Consider the following 15,386-nt stretch of genomic DNA (forward strand, 5'->3'; position numbering starts at 1 on the left):
TAAAATGATTAGTTGTTTTGATTATACCCTTTTCATTAGGGATCTTCCAAGAAATATTATTCCTCCATAATGGTAAATGAATGATTCGGTCTCAACTTTTTTTCAGAGTTATACATAATGGATATGTTCAATATGTTGTATGTGTTGCCATTGTACTTAATGGGATTCGATTAGCTCAGGCGAATTGTTCTTAGGTGAGTTAACCAGTGAAGACACCTGATATGCTTCCATGTCATCAGCATCATAGGGAAGAAGCAAGCTTCGAAGATAAGCAGCATCAGTATTCTGAGGATTCAACCATGCTTTCTGATTGTCGTGAGGGAGAATAACCGGCATCCGATCATGAATGTCTTCCATTAATTCGTTAGGCTTAGTTGTTATGATTGTGCAGCTGTATATAGGATTGCCTTGTGGTGAATTCCACTTTTCATACAAACCGGCGAAGGCAAAAAGATTGGTTGATTTAAGCTTAATGCGCATGGGGATTTTAGTCTTTGGGTCAAGACGCTTCCATTCGTAAAAGCTGTCGGCCGGTATGATGCAACGGTTGCTAATGAGCGGTTTTCTAAAGCTCGATTTATCAGCGAGCGTTTCAGCACGAGCATTAATCATCTTATATCCGATTTTCTCATCTTTAGCCCAAGGAGGAATTAGACCCCAACGAAGCTTTCCAAGACGATTACTGGAACCGTCATTGATAATTGTAAGTATGTTTTGTGAAGGAGCGACATTGTAACTTGGATCATACTCATCTTCAGGCAAGAATTGATCTATATCAAATTGTTCGAGTATATCATCAAACTCAGAGAATAACGTAAACCTGCCGCACATGTTCATCATCCTTTAGTGTTTTTGAATATTGTACAGGCTAGAAACATGAAAATCAAAAGAGGAGGAATGTGATGCAGCAAGCAGCGATTCAACTTAAAGAAATCGAGGTGTTGATAAGCGGAAGACGCATAAACATTGACACCGAAAGAGTACCTATTTTAGATAAAAAATCTCCTTCTAAGTTTGTGTTAAGAAGGAGATCTCCGTATTACTCATCGAGAGGATCTTTAATATCTCTAGCTATTTAGGAACAAATGAAACACCAATTTCTTTTAAAACATAAGTTAAGATAGTTTCGTTTAGCTTTTATTTTGGGTATGTTGTTTGATCAGATCAATTGTGTGGAAGAGTAAGCTCTCATCTCCCCAGTTTCCATGTCCGGGTACAACTGTTTTTACATCTGGATATTTTTCGATTACCTTTTTAACGGACTCATCCCACTGTTCTACATTTGCATCAGAAAGATTTCCAAGGTCTTTTGCATCTAATGATTTGATGAAGCATCCGCCGAATAATAAATTATATTGGGGAAGCCAAACAGTGATATTATCACTCGAATGACCTTCTCCAGGATAAAAGGCCTCAATTACTGTGTTGCCTACTTTCATCACTGGCTTTACATCGAGTGTCGGGTTGGGTGAAGGATATCCATATTCTTTAGCTAGTTTTGCTGTCAAAAGTGTACTGCGTACATCAATTCCCTGATCCAGTAACGCCCGAATACCTGAAATGCTGTCATCATGCGCATGAGTAATCAACGCGAGAACAACTTTTTTCTTAAAATGTTTTTTGATCATCTTTAATAACTCTTCAGATTTTTGGTCGTTCCCCCAAGCCGTATCAATCAGGACTATTCCTTTGGAAGTAGCAACGATTAACCCATTATGGTCATAGGTAGTACCATTCCAATCATTATATGACGTATGTGCCCATACTTTGTCATCCAATTTCGTTAAAACAATCGTCTTATCTGGATTGGTAATCTGAGTGGGAGGTGATTTTTTAGATTGAGCAATCATTTGATCATTAAACGATGTCATAAAAACGGATAATGTTAGTAACAAACTAAACACAACTTTTCCTATCCATCCTTTGCTAATTTTCAAATGAATCTCACCTTTCTAAATTGGATTTCAACAAAAAAGGTTCGTTATATGTATAAAACATATTAGACATTACAGAATTAAATCCTTCTTTACACGCTAACCAATACAAAATGTGTTTTGTCAGGAAGGAATATCTTTATTCTGGTGATATTGGAGAAGCAATCTATAGTTTAACTTGTAAGGTAACTGCAAAATCTTGAGGACTTTAATCAAGAAAATTGTCAGCTTTTTGTGAAGAGAGGTGGGATTTTGACTAAAAGCTTGCTAAACGCAACTAGATGAATATTGTAAAGAATATAAAATGCATGAGGATGAAAACTCTAAAGAGTTTTATGAAGGATTGGTTCAGCCATTCAAGAAGCATTATCATTAGAAAACTACCATTTTTAGATTAATAAAATCTTAGCATTGGAAGTTTCTTGCAATATAAACCAACAAGATAAATCGTGGGTTTTACTAATTAACAAATCTGATTTAAAAGTGAAGAAAGAAATTATTATTGAGGACATAAAAGCTAAATAAAATAGCCCATCTAGTTGGAGAAGGGCTCCTAACAATTGAATATGAAAAATGTTTAACCTCCGACTGGCCTTTCAGCTACCTGGATGTTAGATGGTGAATTTGTACTTTGTTGCAATAGTGCTACTCCACTTATTGCAACTGCTAAAATAGATACACAAAGAACAAATTTTTTCATAAAATTCCCTCCACCTGTTTCATTTTCTGTTCAGCCCATATTTTCTCATTGAAGAATGCTGTAGCTTCTTCATAAGCACCCAAAGACTCAAATCGTTTTGCGGCTATGTAAGATAACTCATCAACACTTTCTAAATCATTTTGTTGTTTAAGATAATGTAGATTCACCCTACATTTGCTAAAGTTATCTTTTGGATTTCCGCAGTATAGATTGTAAAGGATGCTTATTTTGGCTTCATATATTTTATTCTCCATGGAGGCTAGTCTTTCCTGTGCCTGAATGTGAAAATTCAGTGCACTTTCTTTTTCGCCAATTTTAAATAGTTCTTTAATCATCATAAACATTGAATTAATGAAATAAGATGATTTTCTCCAGTCATCATTCTCCAACGCTTTTTGAAGTGAGTCGATACACTTTTGAGATTGTCCCCAATCTGAATAAAGAATGCTTAGATTATGGTGTAGCTGAGCTACAAAGAAGTCGTCATTCAATTCTTTAGCAAGTTCAATTGCTTCGATATAATGCTCTTCAGACTCCTCGTATCTTTCCATATCAGCGTAGTTCGTTGCCACAATCATGGTTGATACAGCAAGCTTACTCTTATAATCTGGTCGCCTTTTATAAATCGTCATAGCATTTTTTATGTAGTGTTGAGAAACAACGCTTTGTTTTATAAGAGTATAGAGGTAAGAAATTTTGGAGTAAAATTCAGCTGCTTCAATTTCATCTGGAATATCTGCAAGCTTTCGCTCTGCAAGGACATAAAGGTTGATGGCTCTGTCGTAGTTCTTGTTATAAGCTTCATACATCGCTTCGAATAAATAAAAGTTGTACTCTAACTTGTCATTTGTTTTCCTAATGAATTCTTGGTTATCTTCGGTGAAGTAAGAGTGACGTTGGAGTGGCTCACCTCTTGACGAATGTAATAACATTTTATGTCTCTCTTCAAGTAAACTATAGTATGCAAGCACTTCCTGATCTTCTTCCATGTCATCAAACAGCTTTTTAACTTTGGAGTAATACTCCTTTGATTCTTCGACTTCCTGCTTTTTTATTGCTATATACCAATCGTTCAAAGTATTAGCCACGATTTCAGAAGCAACCTTGCTCATTGAGAACCCCTCTTTCTGGAAAATTCGAAATAATCTATAAGAAACAATAACTTTATGATAGCAATTTCTGTAAATCATTAAAAGGATTTTCGGTATAATAGTATAATTTTTGCGTTATGTCGCAATTATTTGCGGCCATTTTTAGACAATAAAAAACGAAAAAACTCCTCGATTCAATTAAGAGAAGGGGATAAGGTTGTTAATTGGTTGCTAATGATGCAAGCCATTCATCTAGTGTTCCTGTGAATCATTGACTAATAGCTAATTCGTAAGCAGATAATCCATTATCGACTGCAATGACATTTGACCATTGGATTGAAAAGGCTCCTATCAATACATTCCCATCTTAAGAAATCTTAAGGCTGATGATCAGATGGTTTTTAAAGTAGAAAAGAATGAACAATGAATTGGTTCAAGGTAAGTCCTATCATGGCAGCTAATGAGCGTTGCTTAAATTATTTGCGAGGAGAGCTGAAACTCGCGTTCCGGAAAAAGTGGATATGCGGCTTGGTTGGACTGCGGTTATGATGTTTTCGAATCTGAAAAACTGAGAGTATATCTTTATCGACAATTGCCTTTTGACCAGTTATCGTGTAAAAATGACCGATTATCGAAAATCCATTTACAATATGTTTCATAATTTATATATTTAGGTCGAGTGAAGGAGATGTGATGATGTGAAAGTTGAAGTGTCGATTGATCCATCTTATAAAGAGCCGAAAATCATCATTCAAACTGACAGAATGACAGATGAGATATCTGATATTTTGAAGCGGCTTTCGGAAACCTATATGGATTCATTAGCTGTTTTTTCAGATAGAGGTGTTGAAATTGTCGATTGTAAAGATATCGTCCGAATCTATGCGGCCAAACAGAAGGTATTTGTCCAAACTGGAGCTGATATCTATACCGTTCGCTCCAGGTTATATGAACTGGAAGAGAAATTAGACCGTCAATTTTTCGTTCGTATTTCAAATTCAGAGATCGTGAACATGAAAATGATTAAGAATATGGATATTAGTATGACGGGAACAATCGGCGTGTTATTAAAAGGGGATATCAAAACGTATGCTTCCCGGCGTTACGTTTCAAAAATTAAGAAACAGTTGGGAATATGAGGTGAAAACAACGTGAAAAGCTTAATTAGCCGAATTGTTGGTGGTTTTATCATCGGTGTGATGATCGGACAAATCGTACAAATCATTATTTCATTCAAATTAGAACAAAGAGAATATATGCCGGTTGTGGATCATTTTCGCTCTTTCTTTGTTAGTGAGACGGCAGCTGTCATCGTGCAAATACTTTTAACAGGCATTATTGGTGTTACATTCGCTACAAGTTCGCTCGTGTTTGAGAAAGCGAAGTGGAGTCTGCTGAAACAGTACATCGTTCACTTTTGTATAACAGCACTAGTATGGATACCGATTGCGACGCTGCTTTGGATGCCAAAAACGTCCATGAGTACACTGATTTTCTTCATTAGTTTTTTAAGTACGTATGTTGTCACATGGGTTATTCAATATATGATTTCAAAAAATGATATTAAGAAAATTAATGCTGCGATTCGTTCAAAACAATTAGAAGAGAGAGATGATGAATAAATGGCCATCGAAATTAAAAATCTAACGAAAAAATTTAAAGAACGCACAGCTGTCGACAATCTTTCTCTGACGATTGAGAAGGGAGAGTTTTTTGCACTTTTAGGACAAAATGCCGCCGGGAAAACCACAACGATCAAAATGCTTAGTTGTTTGAGTACACCGACAAGCGGAGATGCATTGATGTTAAATGATAGTATTGTCAAAAATCCAGAGGCAGTTAAACAAAAAATAAACATTTCACCGCAAGAAACCGCGGTCGCTCCAAATCTTTCTGTGAAGGAAAACTTAGAATTTATTGCGAGTATTTATGGCAGCAAAAAGCAAGAGGCTGAACAAAAAGCTGTGGAGATGATGACAAAGTTTGGACTGTTGGAGCGAGCAAAAAATAAAACAAAAACATTATCAGGCGGGTTGCAGCGCCGGCTTAGTATTGCGATGGCACTCATTTCAAATCCCCAAATCATCTTTTTAGATGAGCCGACTCTAGGACTTGATGTTCGGGCCAGACGTGATTTATGGAAGGTTTTACTTGAATTAAAGGGTAAAATCACGATTGTTTTAACGACCCATTATTTAGAAGAAGTAGAAGCGCTTGCTGATCGCGTCGGCATTATACATGGCGGTAAATTGCATGCACTTGGAACGATTGATGAGTTAAAAGAAAAAACGGGACACTCTTCTTTAGAAGATATCTTCCTTACACTAACTGAAGAGGAGGTAACCTAATGAGATATTTAGCATTTGCTTCACGTAATTGTAAGGAGATGTTTCGAGATCCTCTGACACTCCTATTTGGGATTGCTCTCCCGATTATTGTTATGTATCTTTTTTCAATCATGCAAAAAAATATGCCTTTTGATCTTTATAGTATAGAAAACTTAACGCCAGGCGTAATCGTTTTCAGTTTTTCTTTCATTACGTTATTTTCAGGGATGCTGATTGGAAAAGATAAAAGCAGTTCGTTTTTAATGCGGATTTTTGCTTCACCAATGTCTGCGTCTGATTATATTATTGGATATACTCTCCCGCTATTGGCGGTTGCGATTCTTCAAATTGTCATTTGTTTTATCTCTGCATTTTTCTTAGACTTAACTTTTAATATGAACGTGCTCGGTGCCATGATTTTGCTCATTATCATTGCAATGCTTTATATTGGATTCGGTCTACTGCTTGGCACGTACTTTACGGATAAGCAGGTTGGTGGGATTTTTGCGATCTTCGTCAACCTTACAACATGGCTAAGCGGCACTTGGTTTGAGCTGGATATGGTTGGCGGTGCATTTAAAACGATCGGTTATGTATTGCCATTTGCTCATGCGGTTGATGCTGCACGATTTGCTTTATCTGGTGAGTATGCTGATCTCGTCGTGCCTTTATTATGGGTAGTTGGCTATACGGTCATTATCTTTGTTATTGCAGTATTGGGTTTTAAGAAGAAAATGAAAAGCTAGATAAATTGTATTTGAAATAGCTTATTATTTTAAGTAATGAAAACAAGATACAACTTTATTATTCTTGTTACTTTTAAACATACTGCTCAATTTAAAAGGAGGGAAGTAGTGCATTGTATGCACCTTGTTCAAAGGAAGAGTATTAAAAAATAAACGGCTTTCATTATTTAAGTGCCAGTAAACCTAAAGACATGAGGAGAAAACAGGGCTGTTTTATCACTTTACTTTATTGTCATTGCTTTCTAGTCATGATCTTTATATTCATAGAAAAAAAGCATGGTTATTGGAGGAACACTGTACATATTGGTTTTATCGTAAATAATATAAACTAAAATATGCGAAACCCCCTGCCTATTTATCGTAAGGATTAGGGGGTTTTTCTAGTGATTGTCTAAATAAAGTAAGGGGCAATAAAAGCTCCTTACTTTATATTGGTGTCGATAAAGAAGAAAGTGCGTTAGCTTGGTCTGCACATGAAAGTTTCTTCAAAGGAGTTAAAAGGAAGGCAGCTGAGTCCTTACCTGCAAATACTCAAACTGCTTTTAAACGATTGTAAAGCAATTTAATGCACACAGTACCGGATATTAAAGGGACTGCAAACAATATAATGACTGCTATGGTTTCCCAGCCGTCAAAGAAGGCGTGGTTTTTAATGAAAACTTGTCCTTCTAAAATTATAAAAGTTAGAATTCCTATCAAGAAAAGAAAGCCTACAAACAGAATAATCAGGGCTTTAAGTGTTAATTCTTTAAACTTATCTTTAAAGTAAATTAAAATGAAAACTAAAGAGCCAACGGTTGCTGCTGTACTTATTACTTGATGATTTTTCAATAAGCTTGCTACGATGATGCAAATGAGAAAAAGGTAAAATACTAAGTTTTTAGACAAAAAATCTCTCCTTCTTGTAAACTAAGAAAAAGTTTACAAGTTTTTCTTAATAGAATCAATTAAATTTACAAATAAAATGGTTACTTTATTGAAAAATGAACTAAATAATCTATGTACTAAATATTCATTATTGAAAATTGCTTTGTCATTAAGGAGTTATGTAACGGAGAGGGTTGAGTCTCTAAGATTTAAATGATGGTTACAGAGATAACTTACTATAGAATTTAGTTTATTCTAGTCATTCAATCAAATTAAACGCAGATTGTTTTACTGAGACCATTACAATGCCTGTAGAGTTATTTAAGGCGTTGCACAAAGACCTTATTGTAGAGAAAATTTAAATAACATTAGAATATTAAAGACAATCGCCATCTATTCATGTTCATTTAGGAGGTTTTAAAATTGAGAAGTGAAAGCGAAATGATGAGATTAATTCTTGATTTAGGAAATAGGGACAAAAGAATCCGTTTGGTAACCCTAGAGGGTTCCAGGACAAACAAAAATGTACCCAGAGACAGATTTCAAGACTATGACATTTCTTATTTTGTAACTGATATAGACTCTTTTAAATCTAATGATGAATGGCTGAAGCACTTTGGTGAAATGATCATGATGCAAAAACCTGAGGATATGGAGCTTTTCCCTCCGGAACTGGGAGGTTGGTTTTCTTATTTAATGCTCTTCAAAGATGACTCGAAGATTGACTTAACTCTAATCCCAATCGATCAAATGGAGCAGTACTTTTCAGACAGTGATGGTTTAGTGGAAGTATTATTGGACAAGGATTTACGAGTCAAGAACACGATTACTGCTACTGATGAGAGGTATCACATTAAGAAGCCTACAGCACGGGAATTTGATGATTGTTGTAATGAATTTTGGATGGTCTCAACCTATGTTGTCAAAGGGTTAATGAGGAAAGAAATACTTTTTGCATGGGATCATTTAAATGAGATTCTTAGACCCAATCTTTTACGTATGATTTCTTGGAATATTGGGATACAACACAATTTTTCTTTAAGTGTCGGCAAGAATTACAAATATATTCAAAGATACATGGATGAAAAAGACTGGGGGCACTTGCTCAATACTTGTGTGGGTGATACATATGAAAACATGTGGAAGTCATTATTCGGTTGCTACGAACTTTTTAGAAAATACTCGCGCACAGTGGCTGCCAAATTTAATTATGATTATCCTCACTATGACGAACAACTCTCAGCTTATTCAATGAAATTTTATAACGCCTTTTCTGAAATGGACCAAAAATGACGAGTGGGTTTTGAATATCCATGCAAATATGTAACAGTTAAACAAGAAGTAACGGGTGTTCCTGTCACTATCCTTAAAACTCCAAATGAAGTTGGGCGGAGCCTAATCTCTGAAGAGAAAAATAAACCTGTAATTGAAACGATTTTCAGACCAAGTTTAAAGACGTGGATACAAAAAAACCCGGCGGGTTGAACCGGGTAAAGAAAAGTGTATTTTGAGGAGATATTTAAAGGGATTCTAGTAGTATTTTTTATGGTTTTTATATTCAACAACATAATCATAATCTTTATCATGATCATAATGCTTTTTATAACGCTTTTTGTCTTGATAGTAATCTTTTTCATCATGGTCATAATATTTTTTGTCATAATCGTAGTACTTCTTGTAGTAAGTCTTTTTACAAGAATAAAACTCTTCTTTATACTTTTTGTAATAACCCATATATACTCCTCCTTTATATATTTATCGCTTTTATTATATGAAAGTTGGAGTATGTGGCTTGGACAAATAAATCATGAGAACAAAAAAGGGCTGTCCAATATTCAAGATCAACAGATCAGATGGCAGACATAGCAATGGAGCTGTTTATGAGAGGACTCCGGAAGAGCTCAATGGTTTTGCTATATTACATGAGGATCAGAAGGAAAGGGGATATGGGGTGCTTTCCAAATGATGAGAGAATGCTATAAGCACAAATACAAATCACCTAGACTATTTAAAGTAGGAGAAAATGATTTTCATGAATCGCCTAAATGCCTGATCATTCATTTCTCAATAAAATAAGTATTTCTTACAAATGCCCATTTTGGTATGGACGGCTAACGCGAATGTCATCTTTCAAATACAATATCACTGTAGGTTTAATGACTGGGGGTTTGATTTTGTATAGACAATATCCAATGGTGTACTCCCCTTATCCATACAACACAAATTACTATTCGCCATATTATCAAGTGTACTCAACTTATGGAGGAGACCGTTGCTTTCAACGCTGCATGTATCAAACTGGTGGAAATTATCAGATGTGCGACACTCTTTGTTACGAAGAGTTTCCAGTGTAAAGGAATAACACACGAGAGAGGAGGGCGTTCCTCCCAAGTTTTTGGATGGCCAAAGATTTTATCTGCGAAAATATTTGCTAATTCAAAAGAATTTTACGATGACATAAGTTCTCTTGGCATATCTCGTGTTAAGGCAAAGTGTTTCTCCGCGGGCAGTCAAAATCTATGCTATTCTTAATTAGACCAGGTAAAATCATTTATGTTATTTCACTTATTCATCGATTATAAGACTGGAGGGACAAGTTTGCGATTTAATGTTGAATTTGAGTTCAGTAATGGAAATTATAGGGATGCGATTATTGAAGCAAAATCGGAAGAAATGCTTATAAAAGAAATAAAAGAGTGTACAGATTGGTATGAATACATTAAGAATAAGGCTACATATAATATTAATATACGAAGTGTAACAAGTTTTTCGGTTAAAGCAAAATAAGCATCCTTCTGGGTGCTTTTTTCATATACTGAAAGCGGAGGTGTTTGAATGATTGGCCGAATAAAAGCGGCAATTGATAACAGCCCGGGAAAGCCGGAGAAAATTCTAGTCAGCGAAACCGTTCTTTATCAATTGGCAGCTGAAACAATTTTTATTAACATCCCGAAGCCTAAAACGATCATGGGAATACCTGTTGAAGTATCTGATGAAGTAGAAGATTTTGAGTTGAAGTATTAGGGGAGATATCCTAATGGGGTGTCTCTTTTATCTCTAGAAATTGATATTAATTTTGTTTTTGTCTTTTCGCGATTGATCATCTGAAGGTTAGAAAAAAAGCATTTGGTTGACTCGTTCTGCAAATGCTTTTTTTGCTGAATTGTCATATATAATTGTTATCTAACCTGCTAGGCGGCAGCCGATCCAAGTTAACTCCAGCTCCCCAGATTATCAGTTTTGATGTATAACAGTCCGAATATGAATAATGTGCACAAACACGCAAATGACTATAATCCGATATTCAATACCAGTCAACTATAGTGTTCTAAAATCGGCATAGTTTTCTAGCGGTAGCTTATAACTTGTATTTTACCTTTCATCCCCTGCCGGCTGAAACCTTTATATATTGTTATCCGTAGAAGAGGTACAGAGTAAAGGAGGGGAAACGGTGTTGGGCAAATGACTCTTGATTTCTATTATATTGTTTTTATATTTCACTTATAGATTTGTCCAAGCTTATCAAGTCAAAGGAGTCCCCCAGGTCAATAAATAAAAAATGGCCAGTATATCGTATAGGTTTGTAATAGCAGGACTATCAGCGGCACAATTCAATTAAACTTTGTCAATTGTACGATTTCAGGAAGAGAGGAAGATAAAATTGAGAAAATTTTTATCCATTTTTACGATGTTAATGTGTATATGTCTATTTTCTAGACATGTCGGTGTTGAATTTGTAAACCAGTACTATTGGTGGTTTGCCTTTCTATTTCTGATTGGGCTCTTCAGTCAAATTATTTTCTTTATCATTCATAAAAGAAATAAACCAACCGAACAATAAGCCATGAAACTAGTAAAAATGAATCCACAATGAAGTTTAACGCTTGAGTAGGCAGACAAGGAGCGAGTAATGGAAACAAGAAATACTTTGATGATCCTTCGCGGTTATTCAGTCACACCATTCAGAAATTTTAGTTTTTGAGGGGGGCGTATGGTTAATAAAGAGAAAATCATTCACATCGTTTTCGGCATGTCGATTGCCGGTTCTTTAAAGTTTGCTCTCAAAAAGTTGGGAAAAGAAGATAAGGAGAAGGTGATCTGTTTTTCTGACATTTTTTCTGTAGGTCCCATAAAGCGTTTGCATGAAAAGGAAGGTCTTGAAGAAAGGAAAAATTGGTTGCGAACACATTTTAGTTCTTATGATGATTATTTTAATCGCGTTTATATACACGACTTTACGGAAGCTTTGATTGCCCTCACTCAGGCGCCAGAATACATTCCTTTAATGATTTGGACAGGGGAGAATTCCCACGAACAAACAGGACTAAGGTTGGCTCTGTTTTTATTAAAAGACAAGAAAAATGACATTGTGTTAATCAATACGAATCAAGCTTATCAAGAACAATTTCAAAGACCCGACCGTGATTATACTCCTCTCTGCTCGGGTGAAATTTCTCCAGAGAAATTCGGAATCCTTTACAAGAAGTATAAACTAACCAAGCCAATTACACTTGAAATGAAAAAAAGTTTAGCGAAAGAATGGGAAACACTATCAGAATCACAAGACAAGCTGCGTTTATGGACAGATAAAATACATAGTGTTACAGAAGATCATTATGACTCTTTCATTATAAAAATGGCGCAAAAATTACACGATAAGCTGGGAGGAAAAGAATTTATAAAATCTGTAAGGTTAGTTGGAGAGGTGCTAGGACATTTAGAACAATATCTAGGCGACCAATTTATTGAATACCGAGTGAGACATTTAATAAAAAACGGTACGTTTGAAATGAAAGGCTCATCGAGAGCGATGAGATACTATAGCATAAAACTTGCAAGGCAGAATAGATGAAATGTAGTAAATTCTAGAAGTATTCATATTCTCTTGGTTCTAAATATAGTATTATATGGAAAAAGGAGGAATGTGGATGAAGAGGTTGATTATTTTTGTAGCATTGACCTTGTTATTAGTCTGGAATTTGAGTGTGCAGCAAGCATATGCAAAGATCACACGTGATGAAGAAAAAGTGAGTTTTACTATGTCTGAAGATGTAAAAGGTTTCTTCATGGCAGACGATACTAACTCAAATTATTATCCGACCAGGCTCGGCTACAGATTCACGATATTCGATGCAGTAGGATGTACTCTCAATATCAAGCTGCAGAGAATTACGCTTGACGGTTACAGAGTTACATTAAGTGAGAAAGAATTCAAAGGAAATCACTTTGATTTCAGTGCAAGAGACATGGTAAGCGGTACACCGAATAGAAACCACTACTTAGAAATCACCAAAAAACCTGGGTGCGGAGATGTAAAGATTAAGGGAGTATACGGGTTTGAGCATGACGAACCAGACGATTATTCTTTTGATTAAAACGAAGGTCAAGGCGATCACGAGCCTTGACCGTTTTTTCGGATGTTATAAGGGAAAGAAAACCGCGAAAAGAGGGTAACAGATGTACAAAAATGAAGAATTGCTCATTCGCCCGATGAATGAATCTGAATTACCCAGACATAAGCTCGGCATGCAAATGGAGGCTCGAATAAGAAAAGTAAGATACTATAGCTGTGTTCTGAATATCAAAGCTTAAAGAACGAGTGGAAAAAAGACTCAAGGAAATAAAAACAAAATTTAAAACATACAAGGTCAGAAAGGGTGATTTCCTCACGTTTTCTTTTTATATTGGTTCATTCCGTTAGGCAGACCTGCCTTTATCAATTTTTGTTGCTTTTGCAGTATGGATAAATGAAAAGTTTGAACTAAAATAATTGATAACAATTAAAAAAGGAGAGAGAGTCAGTTTATGTCTAACAAGGAAATGATCAACACGAGAAGTACAATAAAACTTTTTTGTTTCTTGTTTGGGCTGCTTGTGTATCTCACTGGTTTTTTTCCAACAATGGTATATGCTTTTTCCACGGATATGTATTGCAACTTTGAAGATCTGAAGGCACATGAAAGTCCTGATCATTATAATATTTATACAAGATCTGCAGACTCCAATATTTTAATTTTGGCTCCTCACGGTGGCGGAATAGAAGGGGGCACTAGTGAGTTGGCGAGGGAATTAAGCAAAAAATATTCTGTCTTTCTATTTGAAGGCCTAAAAAATGATTGCAACGAGAATCTCCATGTTACAAGTGAAAACTTTGATGAACCTGCAGCTGTAAAAATGGCAGAAAAACATGACAATGTTATTTCCTTACATGGATATGCGGATGCCAAACAGCACATTTTGATTGGCGGAACAGATGAAAAAAGAGCCGTAAAACTGGCTGAACTTTTTAACAAAAGTGGGTTTTCTGCAGAAGCAATTTCTCGCAATCATCGTTTTGGAGGTCGTGAAGAGGATAGTATCGCAAACCGCAATAAATCAGGCAAGAGTATTCAGATTGAAATCAGTTTGGCGCTTCGTGAAGCTATGTTTGATCATTTTACTCTTGATGGCCGAGAGCATTCTAAGAACAAGACATTTTATCAGTTCACTGAGTCATTATCAGATTTTATTGCGGAGAATTACTAAAAAGCAGCGGAACTGGACACGCTTGAAATGAAATTGTAGACTTACGAGTTAGAATATGCCGGAAAGGATTGAATCGTATTTGACAGATGCTATTTATCGAAACATCATGATTTTACTTCTTTGTCTGACAGCAGGCATAGTGGATGTGATTGGTTATCTAAGTTTGGATCACGTATTTACCGCTAACATGACGGGGAATATCATTCTTTTAGGCTTAGCTATCGGCAACTCTTTTCAAACGGCAATACTGAATTCGCTTACGGCCTTGACCGGTTTTATTATTGGAGTAATCCTTGCGTCGGCTATTGTCACAAACAAAGAAAAAACGTTTTGGCCTCCTGCTGTTACAACAGTACTTGCAGTGGAAGGAGCCGTTTTGCTGCTATTTGCACTCCTTTCTTATTTTGCAGTATCTTCCAGTTTCCCGTACCTTCTTATTATCCTGCTGAGCATTGCAATGGGGCTTCAGACAACTGCTGCAAGAAAACTGGGTATAGCAGGCATTTCAACAACTGTGTTAACCGGAACGCTCGCTACCTTTTTTGAAGATTTCACTGCGCGCTTTTTCGGCGGAGGCAAAAAGAAAGGCTTCACAACAGATGCTTTGTTACGAGCCGCAGCACTTGTTTTATATTGCTCTGGTGCCGTCATCGCAGCCCTTGCCGAACCCTCTTATCAATTTGCAATCATTTGGCTTCCAATTGCCATTATCATAGGAATTATTATCCTTGCTGTGACTAGGTTTCACAATGCTTTGGAAAAAGATTGAAGAAAGCTGGCGGCTTGAACGTCAGCTTTCTTAATAACTCTGCCAGGCCTTTGTGGACACCTGCAAAGAAGAGGATAAAACTATCCTTGAATTCGGAGTGGAAAACAAAGGAGCAATTCTTCTGCACAAGCCCTCTTTGGTAAGAGTTCATTGGGATTAATGTTTTTGGCGATTTCGTTTTCTGAAAACAGTAGATATCGCGACAGCTAGTACGATAAGTAATGAACTTCCTATTATAATGATGGCTTCCAATTCAACGACCTCCGTTCATTGAGCATTCCTGACATCTATTCCTATAGTATAAGAATTTGACATGTATCGTGATAATCCTTTGACATATTGTCATGTTCGGATGTGAAAAGAAAAGAAAAAATCCATTTTTTACAATCTGGAAAAATGGTATTCTAAATATGCGGGCAAATTACTA

The 15,386-nt window shown here is 36.0% G+C and carries 18 protein-coding genes; 12 read left to right on the forward strand and 6 right to left on the reverse strand.

Features of this window, described 5'->3' with window-relative positions:
* Window positions 1–156 precede the first annotated feature (156 nt).
* On the reverse strand, window positions 157–831 hold the full coding sequence (locus AAHT65_RS16635; protein ID WP_010788781.1) for an SOS response-associated peptidase: 675 nt from the start codon (window positions 829–831) through the stop codon (window positions 157–159).
* A 71-nt stretch (window positions 832–902) separates the two neighbouring features.
* On the opposite strand from AAHT65_RS16635, the gene AAHT65_RS16640 reads away from it, so the two are divergent.
* Window positions 903–1,079: a hypothetical protein gene (locus tag AAHT65_RS16640; protein ID WP_343310527.1), complete on the forward strand. Its 177-nt coding sequence runs from the start codon at window positions 903–905 to the stop codon at window positions 1,077–1,079.
* Window positions 1,080–1,130: 51 nt separating this feature from the next.
* On the opposite strand, the gene bla is transcribed toward AAHT65_RS16640, so the two are convergent.
* From bla to AAHT65_RS16655, 3 genes are all read right to left on the reverse strand, one after another.
* The gene (gene bla, locus AAHT65_RS16645) at window positions 1,131–1,937 is read right to left on the reverse strand and encodes a subclass B1 metallo-beta-lactamase (RefSeq protein WP_343310528.1); all 807 of its coding nucleotides are present in this window, start codon (window positions 1,935–1,937) and stop codon (window positions 1,131–1,133) included.
* Window positions 1,938–2,511: 574 nt separating this feature from the next.
* Entirely contained in the window at window positions 2,512–2,634 is a 123-nt protein-coding gene (locus AAHT65_RS16650; protein ID WP_010788785.1) for a PhrK family phosphatase-inhibitory pheromone, read from the reverse strand.
* Entirely contained in the window at window positions 2,631–3,746 is a 1,116-nt protein-coding gene (locus AAHT65_RS16655) for a Rap family tetratricopeptide repeat protein (protein WP_343310529.1), read from the reverse strand. The genes AAHT65_RS16650 and AAHT65_RS16655 overlap by 4 nt, the downstream gene beginning before the upstream one ends.
* A 677-nt stretch (window positions 3,747–4,423) precedes the next feature.
* Here AAHT65_RS16655 and AAHT65_RS16660 point away from each other — a divergent pair.
* Genes AAHT65_RS16660 through AAHT65_RS16675 form a run of 4 tightly spaced genes read left to right on the forward strand, consistent with a single transcriptional unit; the run spans window position 4,424 to window position 6,798 of the window.
* A complete protein-coding gene (locus AAHT65_RS16660) occupies window positions 4,424–4,864 on the forward strand; it encodes a LytTR family DNA-binding domain-containing protein (RefSeq protein WP_343310530.1) in 441 nt (146 codons plus the stop codon).
* Between the two features lie 12 nt (window positions 4,865–4,876).
* On the forward strand, window positions 4,877–5,347 hold the full coding sequence (locus tag AAHT65_RS16665; protein ID WP_106271419.1) for a DUF3021 domain-containing protein: 471 nt from the start codon (window positions 4,877–4,879) through the stop codon (window positions 5,345–5,347).
* The gene (locus AAHT65_RS16670; RefSeq protein ID WP_088117267.1) at window positions 5,348–6,073 is read left to right on the forward strand and encodes an ABC transporter ATP-binding protein; all 726 of its coding nucleotides are present in this window, start codon (window positions 5,348–5,350) and stop codon (window positions 6,071–6,073) included.
* On the forward strand, window positions 6,073–6,798 hold the full coding sequence (locus AAHT65_RS16675) for an ABC transporter permease (RefSeq protein ID WP_343310531.1): 726 nt from the start codon (window positions 6,073–6,075) through the stop codon (window positions 6,796–6,798). Before AAHT65_RS16670 ends, AAHT65_RS16675 begins: the two co-directional genes overlap by 1 nt.
* A gap of 531 nt (window positions 6,799–7,329) precedes the next feature.
* Here AAHT65_RS16675 and AAHT65_RS16680 read toward each other — a convergent pair.
* Window positions 7,330–7,686, reverse strand: a complete 357-nt coding sequence (locus AAHT65_RS16680) for a YoqO family protein (protein WP_343310532.1) — start codon at window positions 7,684–7,686, stop codon at window positions 7,330–7,332.
* Window positions 7,687–8,088: 402 nt separating this feature from the next.
* Here AAHT65_RS16680 and ant(6) point away from each other — a divergent pair, with 402 nt between their 5' ends.
* Entirely contained in the window at window positions 8,089–8,958 is an 870-nt protein-coding gene (gene ant(6) / locus AAHT65_RS16685) for an aminoglycoside 6-adenylyltransferase (RefSeq protein ID WP_343310533.1), read from the forward strand.
* Between the two features lie 237 nt (window positions 8,959–9,195).
* Here ant(6) and AAHT65_RS16690 read toward each other — a convergent pair whose 3' ends face one another.
* A complete protein-coding gene (locus AAHT65_RS16690; protein ID WP_003328704.1) occupies window positions 9,196–9,399 on the reverse strand; it encodes a hypothetical protein in 204 nt (67 codons plus the stop codon).
* Window positions 9,400–10,263: 864 nt separating this feature from the next.
* Between AAHT65_RS16690 and AAHT65_RS16695 the strand changes: the two genes are divergently transcribed.
* The 6 genes from AAHT65_RS16695 (at window position 10,264) to AAHT65_RS16720 (ending at window position 14,959) form a co-directional block, all read left to right on the forward strand.
* Window positions 10,264–10,452 (forward strand): hypothetical protein, encoded by a 189-nt coding sequence (locus tag AAHT65_RS16695; protein ID WP_343310534.1) that lies wholly within the window; start codon window positions 10,264–10,266, stop codon window positions 10,450–10,452.
* 48 nt (window positions 10,453–10,500) lie between these two features.
* Complete coding sequence (locus AAHT65_RS16700; protein ID WP_063637756.1) at window positions 10,501–10,689, forward strand: hypothetical protein; 189 nt, start codon at window positions 10,501–10,503, stop codon at window positions 10,687–10,689.
* Between the two features lie 967 nt (window positions 10,690–11,656).
* Window positions 11,657–12,517, forward strand: coding sequence for a DUF1835 domain-containing protein (locus AAHT65_RS16705; protein WP_343310535.1), 861 nt, complete (start codon window positions 11,657–11,659; stop codon window positions 12,515–12,517).
* A gap of 76 nt (window positions 12,518–12,593) precedes the next feature.
* Window positions 12,594–13,040: a hypothetical protein gene (locus tag AAHT65_RS16710; protein ID WP_088117272.1), complete on the forward strand. Its 447-nt coding sequence runs from the start codon at window positions 12,594–12,596 to the stop codon at window positions 13,038–13,040.
* A 430-nt stretch (window positions 13,041–13,470) separates the two neighbouring features.
* Entirely contained in the window at window positions 13,471–14,190 is a 720-nt protein-coding gene (locus AAHT65_RS16715) for a poly-gamma-glutamate hydrolase family protein (protein WP_094232122.1), read from the forward strand.
* A gap of 55 nt (window positions 14,191–14,245) precedes the next feature.
* Window positions 14,246–14,959 (forward strand): YoaK family protein, encoded by a 714-nt coding sequence (locus tag AAHT65_RS16720; RefSeq protein ID WP_343310537.1) that lies wholly within the window; start codon window positions 14,246–14,248, stop codon window positions 14,957–14,959.
* Window positions 14,960–15,386: the final 427 nt, after the last annotated feature.

The sequence above is a fragment of the Bacillus atrophaeus genome (genome assembly GCF_039519175.1).
GTDB lineage: Bacteria > Bacillota > Bacilli > Bacillales > Bacillaceae > Bacillus > Bacillus atrophaeus.